Origin of the sequence: Thalassospira sp. UBA848 (assembly GCF_002295455.1) — a bacterium.
Taxonomy (GTDB): domain Bacteria; phylum Pseudomonadota; class Alphaproteobacteria; order Rhodospirillales; family Thalassospiraceae; genus Thalassospira.
Map to the genome: position 1 here is coordinate 1 of NZ_DBGS01000034.1, position 15,244 is coordinate 15,244.

Sequence of the window (15,244 nt, forward strand, 5' to 3'; positions counted from 1 at the left end):
GCCATGCCCGTCCGCCCCGCCAATGGCAAAGGCGATATTGCCGGAATATTGATCCATCCAGCCTTCAAGCTTTTGCGAAAACTCGATCGAGCCGTATTCCTTGCCGCGCTCATCAAGCGCGATCAGAAACGCGTTTTCCGGAATGACGCCAAGCAGGAGATCCGCTTCGCGGTCTTTAAGCTGATTGGGCGGGAGTTTCTTTTTTTCTTCAACTTCGCGAAGCGCAAAAGGCCAGCGCAGTCGGCCTGCGTAATGGTCAAACAGATCTTTCTCGGGGCCGGATTTCATCCGTCCCACAGCTGCAAGGGTAATTTGCATGTCTTCGATCCAGACCGTTACGCAGATATCTGTTCGGCGTCCGTTCGGGGGACCCGGGGAAGCGCCAAACAGCGCGGGCTGTTAGTACAGCCGCGCTGCCTGCTGTTTCAGAGCCGGGTTTTCAACGCCCCACATCTCTTCGATGTTGTAAAAGGCACGAACTTCCGGACGGAACAGGTGAACGATGACGTCGCCCGTATCCACCAGAACCCAGTCGCCCTGTTCCTTGCCTTCGGCCAAAGCACGGCCCTGACCAGCATCCTTGATGGCCTCGACAATGTGTTCGGCCATGGCTGCGACCCGGCGCGATGAAGAGCCGGTTGCGATAACCATGTGATCGGCAAGAGAGGTTTTATCGGTCAGATCAATGGTGACAAGGTCTTCGGCCTTGTCATCTTCAAGCGTACTCTTGATGAGCGAAAGCATTTCGCCCGGTTTAAGAGTCTGTTTTGCGGTACCTATGGTCGCCACCTTAATTTTCCGCGCGATGGTCGGCTTTTGCCGACAAATAACATCGCTGCGATGCTTACACCTGCCATCTGCCTTCGGCGCGAATTGCGGTCGAAGAAGCCGGATGGCGCTTGATTGGCAGGTACACCCAGGCCGGAACATCGAGATCGGCCAGCAAACCCGCCCTGTCCATGGGAATGCGCCAGCGTTCCATACGGCGCGCGGCGGTTCCGGACAATGCCTTGTCAGAATACCCCTCACGGTCGAGAACCGCAATGGGAGCACGTAAAATCAACCTTTCCCACCATTTCCATTTATGGAACTGGGCCAGGTTGTCTGCTCCCATCAGCCAAACGAACTTTGTTCGGGTAAAACGGCGTTGCAAGGCTGCAAGAGTATCGGCCGTATAGCGGGTTCCGAGCTCGGTTTCAATTGCAGAAACAACAATGCGGGGATGCTTTGCCATCATCAGTGCAGAATCAAACCGATCCGCGAAGTCGGCCATACCTGACGATGATTTCAACGGATTTTGCGGCGATACCAGCCACCAGACCGCATCAAGCTGCAAGCGTTTCAATGCTTCGAGCGATATATGAAGGTGACCTTCATGGGCGGGATTGAACGACCCGCCCAACAGGCCGACCCGTGGCGGGGCCACATGTGATCTGGGCGCAGATGACGTCATGGACGGGTCTGACCCTGACCACGGACAATGTATTTGTAGCTGGTCAACTGTTCGACTCCGACCGGGCCACGCGCATGCAGCTTGCCGGTCGAAATGCCGATTTCAGCCCCCATGCCAAATTCGCCACCGTCTGCAAACTGGGTTGATGCATTAACAATCACGATCCCGGAATCCACACCATTCAGGAACGTGGCCGTGGCGGTGGGATTTTCGGCAACGATTGCATCAGTATGGTGTGATCCGAACGTGTTGATGTGATCAACGGCTTCTTCGACACCCGATACAACCTTGATCGAGACAATCGCATCAAGATATTCGGTGACCCAGTCATCGGCGGTGGCGGGTTTGATGCGCCCGTCAATTGCTTGCGCGGTTTCATCACCACGCAGCTCACACCCCTTGGCGACAAGTGCTTCGGCAATGCGGGGCAATAGACGACCCGCAACCGAACTGTCGATCAGAACCGTTTCGGTCGCACCACAGATACCAACCCGGCGCATCTTGGCATTGACGACAATATCCACAGCCTTTTGCGGATCGGCACTGGCATGGACATAGGTGTGGCAAAGCCCTTCAAGGTGCTTGAAAAGCGGAATGCGGCTTTCATCGGTGATGCGCGAAATCAGTGACTTGCCACCGCGCGGGACAATGACATCAATGTAATCTGACAGTTTCAGCATCTCGCCAACAGCGGCACGGTCGGTCACCGGGATCATCTGAATGGCGTTCTCCGGCAGGCCCGCTTCACGGATGCCTGCGACCATGCAATCAAAAATCGCACGCGATGAATGGAAGCTTTCCGATCCACCGCGCAGGATGGCAGCATTGCCCGACTTGATGCACATGGCACCGGCATCGGCCGTCACGTTCGGGCGGCTTTCATAGATGATGCCAATCACGCCAAGCGGCACGGACACACGTGCGATATCAAGTCCGTTATGTTCCGGGCTCCAGCGCGCCAGCTCGCGTCCGACGGGGTCGGGCAATTCACCAACGGCTTCGACACCCTTGGCAATCCCTTCGATGCGGTCTGCATCCAGTGCCAGACGATCAAGCAAGGCTGCGGTCAGGCCCTTGGCACGACCGGCTTCCATGTCCTTGGCGTTGGCGCTCAGGATGGCATCGGAATTTTCACGCAACTTGGCAGCCGCGGCCTTGAGGGCAGCTTCTTTTGGTTCGGACGGGACCTGTGCGAGTTCGAGTGCTGCTTTGCGGGCTTTGATTCCCATATCGCGCATCAATGCTGCGATATCCTGGCTTTCGATACTGGCAAGCGCCGTCATGGTCCTGGTTCCGTTCATGAAGATAGAAAATGGGTTGGCAATCAGGCACCAAACCCGGTGTTTCTGAGATTTTATCAACAAATTGGCAAAATAGACATCAAACCGGCTATCTGCAATGACCTTCGTGGATAAACGACCCAGGATGCTTGCCAAAATGGCCTGATCGGTCCATCTGTTGATGACAGAATGAAAAGATATGCCGTGCACATCCTGAAATGCTGTTCGGTACCTGTTTGGGGATAAGAAATTGAAAAGCATGGGTTCCGACCAGCCAACTGCGCGCGCAGAGTTTGGCGTCGTCAAGACATTCCTGCCGTATTTGTGGCCGCGCGGCGAGGTTGAACTCAAGGCGCGTGTTGTGTTGGCATTGCTGTTCCTGGTCGGTGCCAAGGTCGCCAATGTCTATATCCCGGTATTGTATAAATACGCGGTCGATGCGCTTGGCGGTGGTGACAAGGCCGGTGATGCAGCAGCAAACGCGACCCAATCTGGATCGACAGATACCACAGCCCTGATTGTTGTGCCGGTGGCATTGATCATTGGCTATGGTCTTGTGCGTATTCTTGTCTCGGCCTTTGGTGAAATGCGCGATGCGGTCTTTGCCAAGGTGGCCCAACGTGCCATTCGCAGATCCGCGCTCAGCGTTTTTGAGCACCTGCACGGTTTGTCGCTGCGTTTCCATCTGGATCGTCAGATGGGCGGGTTGTCGCGTGCGATTGAACGCGGGGTGAAGGGCATTGAATTTCTTTTGTCCTTCATGCTGTTCAACATCCTGCCGACCTTGCTCGAGATCTTCATGGTCTCGATCATCTTGTGGGCGCTTTATGACGTCTGGTTTGCGCTGATCACCTTTACCACCATTGTGATCTATATCGTCTTCACACTGGTGGTGACGGAATGGCGCATGAAATTCCGTCGCGAAATGAACAAGCGCGATGATGAAGCCAACACCAAGGCCATCGATAGCCTGATCAATTACGAAACAGTCAAATACTTCAACAACGAAGCCCATGAATCGACCCGCTATGACAAGGCATTGCGGGGGTATGAAGTTGCCGCGGTTCAGTCGCAAGTCTCGCTGTCTAAACTTAACGTCGGGCAAGGCGCGATCATTGCGCTGGGCTTGGTTCTGAACATGCTGCTGGCTGCGCAGGGCGTGAAGGACGGTACGATGACGGTGGGTGATTTCGTTCTGGTGAACACCTATCTGCTGCAGCTTTACATGCCGCTGAACTTTCTTGGGTTTGTCTATCGCCAGATCAAACAGTCCCTGACGGATATGGAGCGGATGTTCTCGCTTCTCGATGTCGAAAAGGAAGTCGAAGACAAGGCGGATGCCAAAAGCCTTGCCTGTGATGCGGCAACCGTCCGGTTTGAGGATGTGCATTTCTCCTACAACCCGGATCGCAAGATTCTTAAGGGTGTAAGTTTTGAGGTTCCGGCTGGAAAAACCGTTGCCGTTGTCGGGCCAAGCGGTGCAGGCAAATCAACCCTGACCCGTCTGATGTTCCGCTTTTATGATGTGTCGGGCGGCAAAATCACGATTGATGATCAGGACATCCGTGAGGTTACGCAAAACTCGCTCAGACGTGAAATCGGCATCGTTCCGCAAGATACCGTCCTGTTTAACGATACCATTGCCTATAACATTTCCTATGGTCGACCGGGTGCGGCGCACGATGAGATCGAAAATGTCGCCAAGCTTGCCAGCATCGACGGATTTATCGCAGGCTTGCCTGAAGGCTTCAAAACCATGGTTGGTGAACGTGGCCTGAAACTTTCGGGTGGGGAAAAGCAGCGCGTATCGATTGCACGCATGCTCCTGAAACGTCCGAAAATCATGATCTTTGACGAGGCAACATCAGCGCTTGATACCCGGACTGAAAAGGATATCCAGCAAGCACTTCGCGATGTGTCACGCGGGCACACGACCCTGATCATTGCGCACCGTTTGTCGACCGTGATTGATGCTGATGAAATCATTGTGTTGCGTGACGGGCAGGTGGCAGAACGCGGCCGCCATCAGGAATTGCTCGATCGTGACGGCCTTTATGCCGAGATGTGGGCACAGCAACAGGAAATCCGCGAGGCCGAGGAAATTCTGGCCCATGCTGGCGAAATTCCGACCTGACAGAACCGCGTGGCAAATTTGGACTGGAACCGTGCGCGGCGTCGCTAAATAATAGGGGTGTTATCGCAACTGGTTTTGGGGGGCGTCCAGTGCCGAAATTAACACGAACTGATCTGCATGCGCTTAGGGGGGCGTCGTCAGAACACCATCATCATCACCATATGCCAGCGGATGAAGGGTGTTATGCCGGTGATGCGCGTGAAGAAGTTGATCGCATGCGTCGCAATGTTCTGGTGGGAATGGGGATGTTGCCGCTTGCTGGCATGGTCCTCAATCCGACAAAGCAGGCCTGGGCTCTTTCAAATCAAGTCAGCATGCGCGAAGACGGTCGCTATCGTTACATACGGTCCAATGCAATCCCGGATCATGCGACCGGCAGTTTCCCCAACCGCAAGAACCCCAATTCCATCAAAGCCCAATCGCTTGAGTTCAGGTTGCCGCTAAATCCGACCAAAGGCGGGCGGTTTTCATCGATTGATCACATGTCATTTGGTGTGGCGGTAAACGGCGTGCCATTTGATCCCTTCACGGCCGAATTCTGGCAACGTGATCGTCAGTCCGGATGGCGCTATGAAGCGATCTCGCCGACAGTGGATCTTGGTCTTGATCAGAACAATGCCCATGTCCAGCCAGACGGAACCTATCACTATCACGGCCTGCCCACGGGATTGATCAAAAGCTGGTCGCCTGACCAGCATTCCATTCGCATTGGGTTTGCTGCGGACGGGTTTCCAATTTATGCGATGTTTGGCTATTCCGACCCCAATAATCCGGCTTCACCCGTGGTGGCAGTGCGCAGTTCATGGCGGGTAAAGACTGGAACACGACCGAGCGGCCCGGGAGGCACATATGATGGCACCTTTGGCGAGGATTTCGAATTCGTTCCGGGGCTTGGCGATCTGGACGAAGCCAACGGCCGTGAAACGGTGACGCCGGAATATCCCCGGGGCACCTACGCATACTTTGTCACGGAAAGCTTCCCGTTCGTTCCCCGCATGCTGGCAGGAATGCCTGATCGCAGTTTCGCAAAGGGGCCGGGCGGCATGGGACCCGGCGGTCAGGCAGGCGGGCCGGGCAGTGGCCCGGGTGGCGCCCCTGATCAGGGGCGACGCCCACCACCACCGGGCGGCGGTTTTCCGGGGCAACGGCCGAAATTCGGACAGCCGCCGCGATAATCAGGGCAATGGTCCGAATACCGCGGTGCTATCAAGTAACCATAGTGCTGTGCTTATGGTGATAAAGGATAGAGATGTCGCTGCCATCAGGGATGCTGCCCCCATGCCCTCGTGCCCGTAACGCTGACCATAGATCGGGTAGACGCTCAACATCGGGGCACAGGCAAAGCCGACCGCAGCCACCTTCATCAACGGGTCCAGGTCGGGAACAAGTCCGAGCAAAAGGAAAATGATTAACGGGTGCAGCACAAGTTTGCCAAACACGATGCGTGCCATGTCGAAACGCAAACCGCGCAGTTTGAGCCCAACAAGCCCGCCACCGATAACAAACAGCGCCACCGGGCCCGACGCCGAGGCCAGCATATCGATCACCGAAAAGATCGGGCCGGGTAATGTGATCCCGGAAATCGAAATGCTCATCCCGATCACGATGGCGATAATGATTGGATTGCGTGCAAGCCGGGCAAGGGTCTTGCGCAGAATTTGCCAACGACTAGTGCCCTCTGCCTCGGCACTATCACCCAGGATCAGAGCAAGTGGCGTGATGACCAGATTTTCGATGATGAAGCACAATGCCAGCGCAATACCCGCCGTAGGACCAAGCAGCTGCAGAACAATCGGATAGCCGATAAAACCACTGTTGGACACAGACATCCCCATGCCTTGCAGTGCGGCATTCTGTTGGCTTTTCCTGGCGATCAATCGGGCAAAGAAATAGCCCAGAGCGAATACGATCAGCGACCCGCTGCCATATGCCACCAGATAGTTTGTATTGAAAACCTTGTTGATATCATGGGCAATTACCGTGCGGATCAAAAGGCATGGCAGAGCAAAATTAATAACGAATGCCCCCATGCCACGCACAACTGTTTGAGGCACAATGTTGCGAAGAACAGCGATATAGCCGATGGCAATGATTAGAAAAATCGGTGTTGTTATGGCAAGAATATCAAGCATTTGTGCCAGCGGCTTTCGTTAGGGGTGGGCGTAGATATCAGCTATCCCGGTAAAACTGTGCAGGTCAAGAAACGGAATGACGTTCAGAATGAACCAAACGGTAATGGATTGGCCTGAAGGGTTGGATACCCAGAGCTTTTCGGGGATCGGTCGACTTGCGACTGCATCGCCGCAGGGCGCGCAGGCAGCCGATATTCTTGATCGTTTCCAGATTCTGGAATGTCTTTTGGGTTACGGTCCGGAAGTTGTCGGAACCCTGCCGTTGGGGATAGATATAGCAACATCTGACATCGACATATTGTGCAATGTGTCCGGACTGGATGCTTTTGGCTTGTTTGCTGATCAGGCCTTTGGTGATTTCGCGGGCTATACCCGGCACAGGCGTGATGCGACCGACCATGTCGACGCGGCCGTTGTCGTGCGTTTTGAATGCGACGGACTGCCCATTGAAATCTTTGCAACGGATCGCCCGGCCCGCGAACAATACGGCTTCGTACATATGTTGGTAGAGGCGCGCATCCTCCATGTCATGGGGGATGGCTTTGCCCGTAAAATACAGGACTTGAAGCAAGCAGGCATCAAGACCGAGCCAGCCTTTGCCAGCCTTTTACGGCTCGATGGGGATCCCTATCTCGCATTGGCAAAACTCGCTGACCTGTCGCCAAGCGAGCTCTGCGGGCGGCTTGGAGTATCGGGTATCTAATTTGCCTCTTCAGGCACAGGTAACGCGCGATAAACGACGTTTTCAATTTCCATTGAACGTGCTTCGAGAAGTGCGTTGCCTGCAAGGTCAAGGATTTCACCAGCTGTGTGGTGGAACTTGGTTTCCGGTTCCGCCCAAGTGGCACCGACACTCACGGTGATCCTGACCGGATCGCCTTCGGCATCGGTGAAACGGCATTGTTCGCGCACGGTGTCACACAGTTTGAAACCCAGAAAACTTGTTTGTTCTTCACGCGCGCCGGGCATCAGGCAGGCAAAGCCATATTTATCAACACGCCCGACAACATCACGGTCGCGAAGCGATGACGTCACAGCAGAAGCAATGGCTTGTACCACGCGCTCCAGGGTTTCCGCTCCGTACGTCTTGGCAAGGTTTTCATGCTCATCAATCTCAAAGCGAAAGATGGCAATCGGTGTGTTTTTGAGGCGCGCATTGATCAGCTCGCGATGCAGGAATTCCGTCATGCCTGCCGCATTCCAGGAGCGCGTTTGGGGATCGGTCAGGAGTTCTTGTTTGGCCGGATCAAGGTCATCAAAGACCTGTTGTGGGGTTCTTGCACCATAACGCAGTGCGATGATGGTTTCCGCCCACAACCCGAGATCCTCAAGAATCTGAATGTCTTCATCGCTGAACTGGCGACTGGTGGTGTCGACCACACACAAGGTTCCGATCTTGAAGCCGTCCGGGTTTGTCAGGGGCACACCGGCATATGACCGAACAAACGGCGCGCCGGTGACCAGCGGATTGTCACGGAACCGGTCATCGGATATCGCATCTTCGACGACGAATGTGCGATCATCATGAATCACATGACCACAAAATGAAACGTCCCGCGGTGTTTCAGAGGTCGGCTGGTTGATGTTGGACTTGAAAAACTGGCGGTCGTTATCAAGCAGCGATATTGCCACGATTTCAGAGCCGAATATCCGTTGTGCAACACGCGTGATGCGGTCAAGTTCCGGATCGGCAACACTGGTCAGAATGCCCATGCTTTCAAGAGACTTCTGACGGTCCAGTTCGTTATCGGGCAGTTCCGCCTTGTGCATCCAGTAATCCCCCAATTAGGTGCTCTTGATATCCGGAATTCTAGATGGTTCAAAAATCTGATCAAGTTGACCTTTGAACTAGATAATCTGGTTGACCGGATCTCCGATCGATAGCGTTCCGGCTCCGACCACGCGGCAGGTTACGCCGCCACGCCAGTTTGGTGTCAGCGCGTCTTTCAGGCCCATGGCGACTTCGTCCATTCGATCACACGGGTCGGTTTCCCCGGTGATCTCGAATATCACACCACCGATTGAAAGTTTGCTGCCTTTGATCCGCGGTAACACGATGCCGCAGACATACAAGTTTGCGCGGCGTTCGGTCCATGGGATATCGCCTTGACCAATTTCGCGACATGCCGCCTGCCAGTCTTCCTTGGCCAGAATGGTGACCTGACGACGGCGCAACTTGCCGCGATAATCACCATTCACGCCAAGCTCTTTTGTGACCTCAACGCGGTCAAGGCTTTCCATGGGGGCTCGCGATCGCGCCTTGCGTGCGATGCCAATCAGTTCCGCTTTGATCTTCATTCAAGTTTTCCACTGACCGGAAATCACCCAGCGACCTGCGAAGTTTTCCGGGACCAATATGGTCTGGCGCGGGGTGCCGCTTTCATCAAGTTCAGGGTAGTCGATCGTGTAATGCAAACCCCGGCTTTCGCGACGCCACAGGGCGGACTGAATGATCAGTTTGGCTACCACCGAAAGGTTACGCAGTTCCAGAAGGTCATTGGTGACGCGGAAGTTGCCGTAATATTCGTCAATTTCTGACAACAGCAAGTCCACCCGGTGCTGAGCGCGTTGCATGCGTTTGGTTGTGCGCACAATGCCGACAAAGTCCCACATCACGTTGCGCAGCTGTTCCCAGTTATGGGCAACAATGACTTCTTCGTCTGAATCGGTAATGCCGGTTTCATCCCAGTCTGGGATCGGTTTGAAAAGATCTTCGACCGGAAGGGCTTCGATAATGTCCTTTGATGCGGCATCACCAAATACAAGGCATTCCAGAAGCGAGTTTGACGCAAGTCGATTGGCCCCGTGCAAGCCCGTGCCAGCACATTCGCCAATTGCGTAAAGGCCGGTCAGATCAGTACGCCCGCGCAAATCGGTAAGAACCCCGCCACAGGTATAATGGGCGGCTGGAACAACCGGGATCGGTTGTTTGGTCATATCGATGCCGTAGCTCAGGCAGTTCTCGTAGATGGTCGGGAAGTGCTCCTTGATGAAATCCGCCCCCTTGTGGGTGATATCAAGGTAAACGCAATCCGCACCAAGACGTTTGAGCTCATGGTCAATCGCGCGTGCGACAATATCGCGCGGGGCCAGTTCACCACGTTCGTCGAACTGGTCCATGAAACGTGTGCCATCGGGCAACAAAAGTTTGCCGCCCTCGCCACGTACAGCTTCGGAAATCAGGAAGGATTTGGCCTGTGGATGATAAAGGCAAGTCGGGTGGAACTGGCTGAATTCCATATTCATCACACGACAACCCGCACGCCAGGCCATCGCAATGCCATCCCCGGTCGAGCCATCCGGGTTGGACGTGAATCGGTACACCTTGCTTGCCCCGCCGGTGGCAAGGATCACGGTGCGCGCGTTAAATGATTTGACCTGCCCGGTGCCAAGATCAAGCGCATAAGCCCCGATACAACGCCTGCCTTCACCGCCGAACTTGCGGTCGGTCACCAGATCAATCGCCAGATAGTTTTCAAAGATATCAATGTTTGGGTGACTGACGGCTTGGCTTTGCAGTGTGGTCTGGACCGCGCGCCCAGTGGCATCGGCGGCATGGACGATGCGCCGATGGCTGTGGCCGCCTTCGCGGGTCAGATGAAATGGCTGGTTGTTGTCGCCATTCGGGTCGCGGGTCAGTTGAATGCCAAGTTCGTCAAGCCATGCAATTGCCTTTGGCGCGTTGGTGGCGACGAATTCGACGGTTTCACGTTTGCACAGGTCCGCACCGGCGACCAGTGTGTCACGGACATGGTTTTCAACACTGTCAGCGGCATCAAGAACAGCGGCAATGCCACCTTGTGCCCAATTGGTCGAGCCATCATCAATCTTTCCCTTGGAAAGAACGGCGACCTTTACATGTGGGGCAAGTTTAAGCGCAGTGGACAAACCGGCAGCACCACTGCCGATGATAAGCACGTCATACTGGAAAGAATTCTCGGACATTTTTCCCATCACTTTCGGGCGGTGCCTGATGGCAGAAACTGGCGCGGTGGCGTCAATATCAGGCTCCGAACAGAGGCGCAGAATAGGGCTGCTTTTGCGCAATCTCAAACATAATCGCCATCAATCGCTACGAATACCCGCCAAGGGGTGAACACCTTTGGTTGTATGAATATCTTGCGAACCAATCCGGGATCGGATGAAATAGGGGTTTGTATGGCAGCTTGTCTTGCCACCCGCCATCAGCTTATCGGGGGATGCTGTTGTGGTCGATAAACTCCGCCTGCGCCTGATTGATTTCTTGCCCTTGTTGCTTGGGCTGCTTGGTTTTGCCATTGGGACGACACTGCTTGGCCGGTTTGGGTTGCATGAACTTGTACTGGTGGCGGATCCAAAGGCGGAAATCATTGAGCATCTTGGCGAAATGCCAACCGCCACACAGGTCACTGCACGATATGCCATGGCGGCGGCCTTTTTGACATTTCTGATCGCGGGTCTGGTGGTGGTCATTCAGGCGTTGCGTCAGATTGCATTTTGCCTGAAAGACAGAATGCATTTTACCCTGGTGCCACCGGGCTGGGTATTGCGCGTGCCGGGAAGTGTTCTGTTGCGTAAGGGGCTTGGATGGTTGTCGGCAAAACTCACTGCCCATGCGCTTGTTCTTGTGACCTCCATCATCTTGCTTCTCGGTCTGGTGGGGTATCTCGAACCACAGGTCTATCAGGGGCGCTTGTTACCCTGCGCCGTGTCGGAGGATAGTGCGTGTGTTGCAACAACCGATGACCAGCAGACAGAAATGGTTCGGAAGTTTGCGCCAGCCGTATTTGACAACATCCTGGGGCGTTGCAATGAAACGGGTTGCCTGACGGAAAGTGACGCGCCTGGCGGAGATGAGGAGTATTTCCTGTGGGATTTGCGCAAGAGCATTGTGATTGGCAACGTGCTTGCGGCTGTTGCGGCATTTTTGATGGCCGTTGCGGCATCCTGTCTTGTCATCCGGGCGTTTGACGTCGCATCGGATGATCCGGATGCCCGTGTTGTCTTTGCCCGGTTGGGAGCCCGTTGGAAAAATCTTTTGTACTTTACGTCGCTGTTTCTCGTTACCAGCGTTCTGCACATGAACTATTGGCGCAGTTGGCCTGCGGCTTATCTGCCAGACGATGCCAAGTTGACAATGGCATTCGAAGCCGCAGTAAAAGGTACGGTCCTTTATGAAGGTATCCTCTATTCGATTATCCTGTTTTTGACTTTTGTGACGGCAGCGACGCTGATGGGGGATGCCTATGAAAAGGCGGGGCTGGAGCCGGAAGTCGACAAAGGTGCCAAGGGCGTCATGGCATTGCCTGATTTCAAGAACATGCTCAATATCGGCGAGTTGGCAAAGACCATGCTGGCGATCATTGCACCCGCTGCCAGTGCCGCCGCCCCGATTATCGAGCAGCTTTTGACAGGAGCACCACAATGACAGCCCCCAATTCGAAGTCAGGCAAGCATCAAGGTGGGTGTCATTGCGGTAAGGTACGCTTTGAAATCCGCGGGCAGCTAGATAATCCGGTAATGTGTCACTGCAATTTGTGCCGAAAATTGCACGGACATGTCAGTGCTTATGCCCGGTTCAATCGCAAGGATTTGCACCTGATCGAGGAAGACGGTTTGCGCTGGTATCGAATGTCGGGCAAGACGGATCGTGGCTTTTGCAAGCTTTGCGGAACGGGCCTTTTCTGGCGGCCAGTCCGGTCGCGCAGTATGGCGGTGATGCCCGGTACCCTTGACGATACCAGTCAACTTACGATGTCAGGCCAGATTTTTTGTGCCGATAAGGGGAATTATTATCCGCTTGATCCGGCAATTCCCCAACATGATCAATCAGACAATGCCGATAACGCTGCTGTTGCCGATCAATCCTGATCGGTAACGCCGGGCACCTTCATCCAGGTCAGTTCGTGCTTGTTGTTATACAGATGCACGACCTTTGACCCCGGAATATCGGCAAACTGGGTGATGGCGGAATAGTCCGTATTGCCCTGAAGCTTGATGGTGCAGATGAAATTGGTCGCCATCCCGGCATCCATCCACTGATTGACCAGTTGGTATAGCCGATCCGGATAACAAATCACGTCCGAACACAGCCAGTCGATATAGCCAACTTCGTCCGGGTTCAGGCCAAAGGCACTTTCCTGGCGGAAATCAACGCGGGGCAGATTGGCGATCTTGCTATCAAGGCGGGCCTTGTCGATGGAAATGACATCGGTGCCAAATTCATGCAATACCCAGGTCCAGCCGCCGGGACTGCCGCCAAGATCCATGGTGCGATCACCGGCCTGCGGATAGGCGCCCAGACGGGTGAAGGCTTCCCACAATTTAAGGTACGCGCGGTTGGGCGGGGTGACCTTGTCCTCTTCAAATTCGATTTCGCCGTTCTTCCATGGGCTGGAACAATCGGCCGCCGCGATGATGGTATCGGGATCAATCAGTGTCCATGATCCAAGCGGTGCGGTCGGGGCCGGTTCGCCAAACACCTGCCGCTTGGCTGAAACGTGGGGCAGGTGGCTTTCAATCAGCTTGGCGCGGGAAAAGTGGTCAAACTTGAACAGCGCCCAGTTGCGTTGATTGAATTTCAGGATTTTCGCCGCCCCCTTGATCGACGGGATGGCAATGCGCACAGGATTACGCCAGACATTCTGTGCCCAGAAAACGCGCCGTTCCGGGCCGGGGGCAAACATCAACCGGTCATGGCGTTCAATCACGCCGCCAAGCTCTGCTTCCAGCTGATCCTCAAAGCCCACAGGGGCGAGATAGCCGGTGGCATCCATTGGTTCGATGACAGCATCAATGCCGTCCGGGGTGTCGAATATCTGTTTGTTTTCCATCATGGGCCTGCTTTTACGCCGTTTTGACCCAATAAAAAAGCGGGAAAGCTGCATGACAGCTTTCCCGCCCGTGATTGCCGGTTTGAGAAGCAACAACTCAGAATTTGTCGGCCTGAACCAGACCGTCGATCAGCAGAACCTTGGTCGGATCGCCTTTGATGCCAAAATCATTATCGTTGATCATCGCAAGCGCGCCGTCCCCCATGATGGCCAGGCCTTCAAGCTTGTTCGGGGCTTCCGGGTAATCGGCACTGTCGAAACGCAGCGTCTTGGAAACCGCGACCAGATCAATGCTGCCAAGGTCGTTTTGTTGTTCCAGTGTCGGGCTAGTGGACATGTCGTCCCAGCGGGTGGCAAGGATGTTGGTCGCCCCGCTCAGTTCGACTTCGTGTAGCTTGGTGGTCTTGTTGGTGCGTTCCAGTACCAGCAGACGGTCATTACCAAGGGCCAGAACTTCGGAAATGCGCGGAGAATTCTGTTTCTCGGACGGGTCGTTGCGGAAGGTCTGCGGGTCATCAAGCCGGTAGATATATTCACCGCTCAACTTTGAAGATTTACGATCATAGACAAACAGACGGGTGTTCTTTGCCTTGGTGTAGGCAGCTTTGTCGGGGTTCGCCAGCGGGTTCTGAACCATGAAATACAGTTTGCTTTCATCTGGCGAAACGGCCATCGATTCAATGCCACGGTTGGTCTGGCGCTTCACGAGAATGGCCGGAAGGCCGCCACTGACCTTATAGGCAGAACCTTCGAAGTCCTTTTCCGAGCCGGCTGGAACGATACGTTCAACAACCGTACCGTCTGCCGTGACATGCAGGATCGACGGACCGTTCTCTTCACCGATCCAGTATGACCCGTCGCTCAGGCGAATAATGCCTTCGGCATCTATCGAGGAAACCGACTGTTCAAGCATATTGCCATCGGCATCAACCGGCTTTTCGGTTTTGGCGACGGTCAACTTGTTGGTCAGGCCGGTCAGCGGCACACCGTTCTGGTCCTTGATGGTAATGACATCCTTGATGTCAAAGCTGCCATCGTCATTCAGGAAGATGGTGTAGATCGAGGGCGAATAATCCGGGGTCGGATAAACGCGAACTTTCGCACCCTTGCAGACCTGATCGGCGGGTACGCCCAGAACCACTTCGACATTTGCGCAGGTAAAGTTCGGACCACGGTCAGACACGGCATAGAACATGTTGCCCGGATCGCCCGGACGACGATACGCGCCAGAACCAAGGCCGATGGTCAGATCGCGTGCCTTGCCGCCGTCGACCATAACGGTCGACAGGTTGTTGATCGCACTTTTGGTTTCAAAAACCTTGGCTTCACCTGCCATGGCAGAGCCCGTTACCAAGGTGGCGGCTACGCCGATTAGACCGGCTGCAAATGACCGTTTCATTTCTGGGAATCCCCTGGAAAAATTTCACAAAAAC

At 54.6% G+C, this 15,244-nt stretch carries 15 protein-coding genes; 5 read left to right on the top strand and 10 right to left on the bottom strand.

The features are described 5' to 3' along the window. From B2R48_RS04105 to B2R48_RS04120, 4 genes are all read right to left on the bottom strand, one after another. The coding region (locus B2R48_RS04105) for a 23S rRNA (pseudouridine(1915)-N(3))-methyltransferase RlmH (protein ID WP_296998133.1) at positions 1-318 on the bottom strand (318 nt) is incomplete at its 3' end. Positions 319-399: 81 nt separating this feature from the next. Further along, positions 400-789 carry a ribosome silencing factor gene (rsfS, locus tag B2R48_RS04110; RefSeq protein WP_342344550.1) on the bottom strand — a complete coding sequence of 130 codons (390 nt, stop codon included), beginning with the start codon at positions 787-789 and terminating at the stop codon, positions 400-402. Positions 790-844: 55 nt separating this feature from the next. Continuing rightward, entirely contained in the window at positions 845-1,453 is a 609-nt protein-coding gene (locus tag B2R48_RS04115; RefSeq protein WP_296998136.1) for a nicotinate-nucleotide adenylyltransferase, read from the bottom strand. Then, positions 1,450-2,736: a glutamate-5-semialdehyde dehydrogenase gene (locus B2R48_RS04120; RefSeq protein WP_296998139.1), complete on the bottom strand. Its 1,287-nt coding sequence runs from the start codon at positions 2,734-2,736 to the stop codon at positions 1,450-1,452. Before B2R48_RS04120 ends, B2R48_RS04115 begins: the two co-directional genes overlap by 4 nt. Positions 2,737-2,992: 256 nt before the next feature. Between B2R48_RS04120 and B2R48_RS04125 the strand changes: the two genes are divergently transcribed. Both B2R48_RS04125 and B2R48_RS04130 read left to right on the top strand, forming a co-directional pair. After that, a complete protein-coding gene (locus tag B2R48_RS04125; RefSeq protein WP_296998142.1) occupies positions 2,993-4,867 on the top strand; it encodes an ABCB family ABC transporter ATP-binding protein/permease in 1,875 nt (624 codons plus the stop codon). 161 nt (positions 4,868-5,028) lie between these two features. Continuing rightward, the gene (locus tag B2R48_RS04130; protein WP_296998144.1) at positions 5,029-6,042 is read left to right on the top strand and encodes a YHYH protein; all 1,014 of its coding nucleotides are present in this window, start codon (positions 5,029-5,031) and stop codon (positions 6,040-6,042) included. Here B2R48_RS04130 and B2R48_RS04135 read toward each other — a convergent pair whose 3' ends face one another. Then, on the bottom strand, positions 6,043-6,999 hold the full coding sequence (locus tag B2R48_RS04135; RefSeq protein ID WP_296998146.1) for an AEC family transporter: 957 nt from the start codon (positions 6,997-6,999) through the stop codon (positions 6,043-6,045). Between the two features lie 88 nt (positions 7,000-7,087). Here B2R48_RS04135 and B2R48_RS04140 point away from each other — a divergent pair, with 88 nt between their 5' ends. Then, positions 7,088-7,702 (top strand): DUF4269 domain-containing protein, encoded by a 615-nt coding sequence (locus B2R48_RS04140; protein WP_296998149.1) that lies wholly within the window; start codon positions 7,088-7,090, stop codon positions 7,700-7,702. On the opposite strand, the gene B2R48_RS04145 is transcribed toward B2R48_RS04140, so the two are convergent. The 3 genes from B2R48_RS04145 to nadB all read right to left on the bottom strand — a co-directional run bounded on the left by B2R48_RS04145 (position 7,699) and on the right by nadB (position 10,944). Continuing rightward, positions 7,699-8,769: a GAF domain-containing protein gene (locus tag B2R48_RS04145; protein WP_062955914.1), complete on the bottom strand. Its 1,071-nt coding sequence runs from the start codon at positions 8,767-8,769 to the stop codon at positions 7,699-7,701. The two genes, B2R48_RS04140 and B2R48_RS04145, sit on opposite strands and share 4 nt — an antisense overlap. Positions 8,770-8,847: 78 nt before the next feature. Then, positions 8,848-9,297, bottom strand: a complete 450-nt coding sequence (locus tag B2R48_RS04150) for an MOSC domain-containing protein (protein ID WP_296998154.1) — start codon at positions 9,295-9,297, stop codon at positions 8,848-8,850. Then, positions 9,298-10,944 (bottom strand): L-aspartate oxidase, encoded by a 1,647-nt coding sequence (gene nadB / locus B2R48_RS04155; RefSeq protein ID WP_296998157.1) that lies wholly within the window; start codon positions 10,942-10,944, stop codon positions 9,298-9,300. A 262-nt stretch (positions 10,945-11,206) separates the two neighbouring features. Here nadB and B2R48_RS04160 point away from each other — a divergent pair, with 262 nt between their 5' ends. Both B2R48_RS04160 and B2R48_RS04165 read left to right on the top strand, forming a co-directional pair. Then, entirely contained in the window at positions 11,207-12,406 is a 1,200-nt protein-coding gene (locus B2R48_RS04160; protein WP_296998160.1) for a hypothetical protein, read from the top strand. Continuing rightward, complete coding sequence (locus tag B2R48_RS04165; protein WP_296998162.1) at positions 12,403-12,849, top strand: GFA family protein; 447 nt, start codon at positions 12,403-12,405, stop codon at positions 12,847-12,849. The genes B2R48_RS04160 and B2R48_RS04165 overlap by 4 nt, the downstream gene beginning before the upstream one ends. Here B2R48_RS04165 and B2R48_RS04170 read toward each other — a convergent pair. Beyond that, the gene (locus tag B2R48_RS04170; RefSeq protein WP_296998165.1) at positions 12,840-13,811 is read right to left on the bottom strand and encodes an SAM-dependent methyltransferase; all 972 of its coding nucleotides are present in this window, start codon (positions 13,809-13,811) and stop codon (positions 12,840-12,842) included. The two genes, B2R48_RS04165 and B2R48_RS04170, sit on opposite strands and share 10 nt — an antisense overlap. A 97-nt stretch (positions 13,812-13,908) precedes the next feature. Beyond that, entirely contained in the window at positions 13,909-15,210 is a 1,302-nt protein-coding gene (locus B2R48_RS04175; RefSeq protein ID WP_296998168.1) for an esterase-like activity of phytase family protein, read from the bottom strand. Between the last annotated feature and the right edge of the window lie 34 nt (positions 15,211-15,244).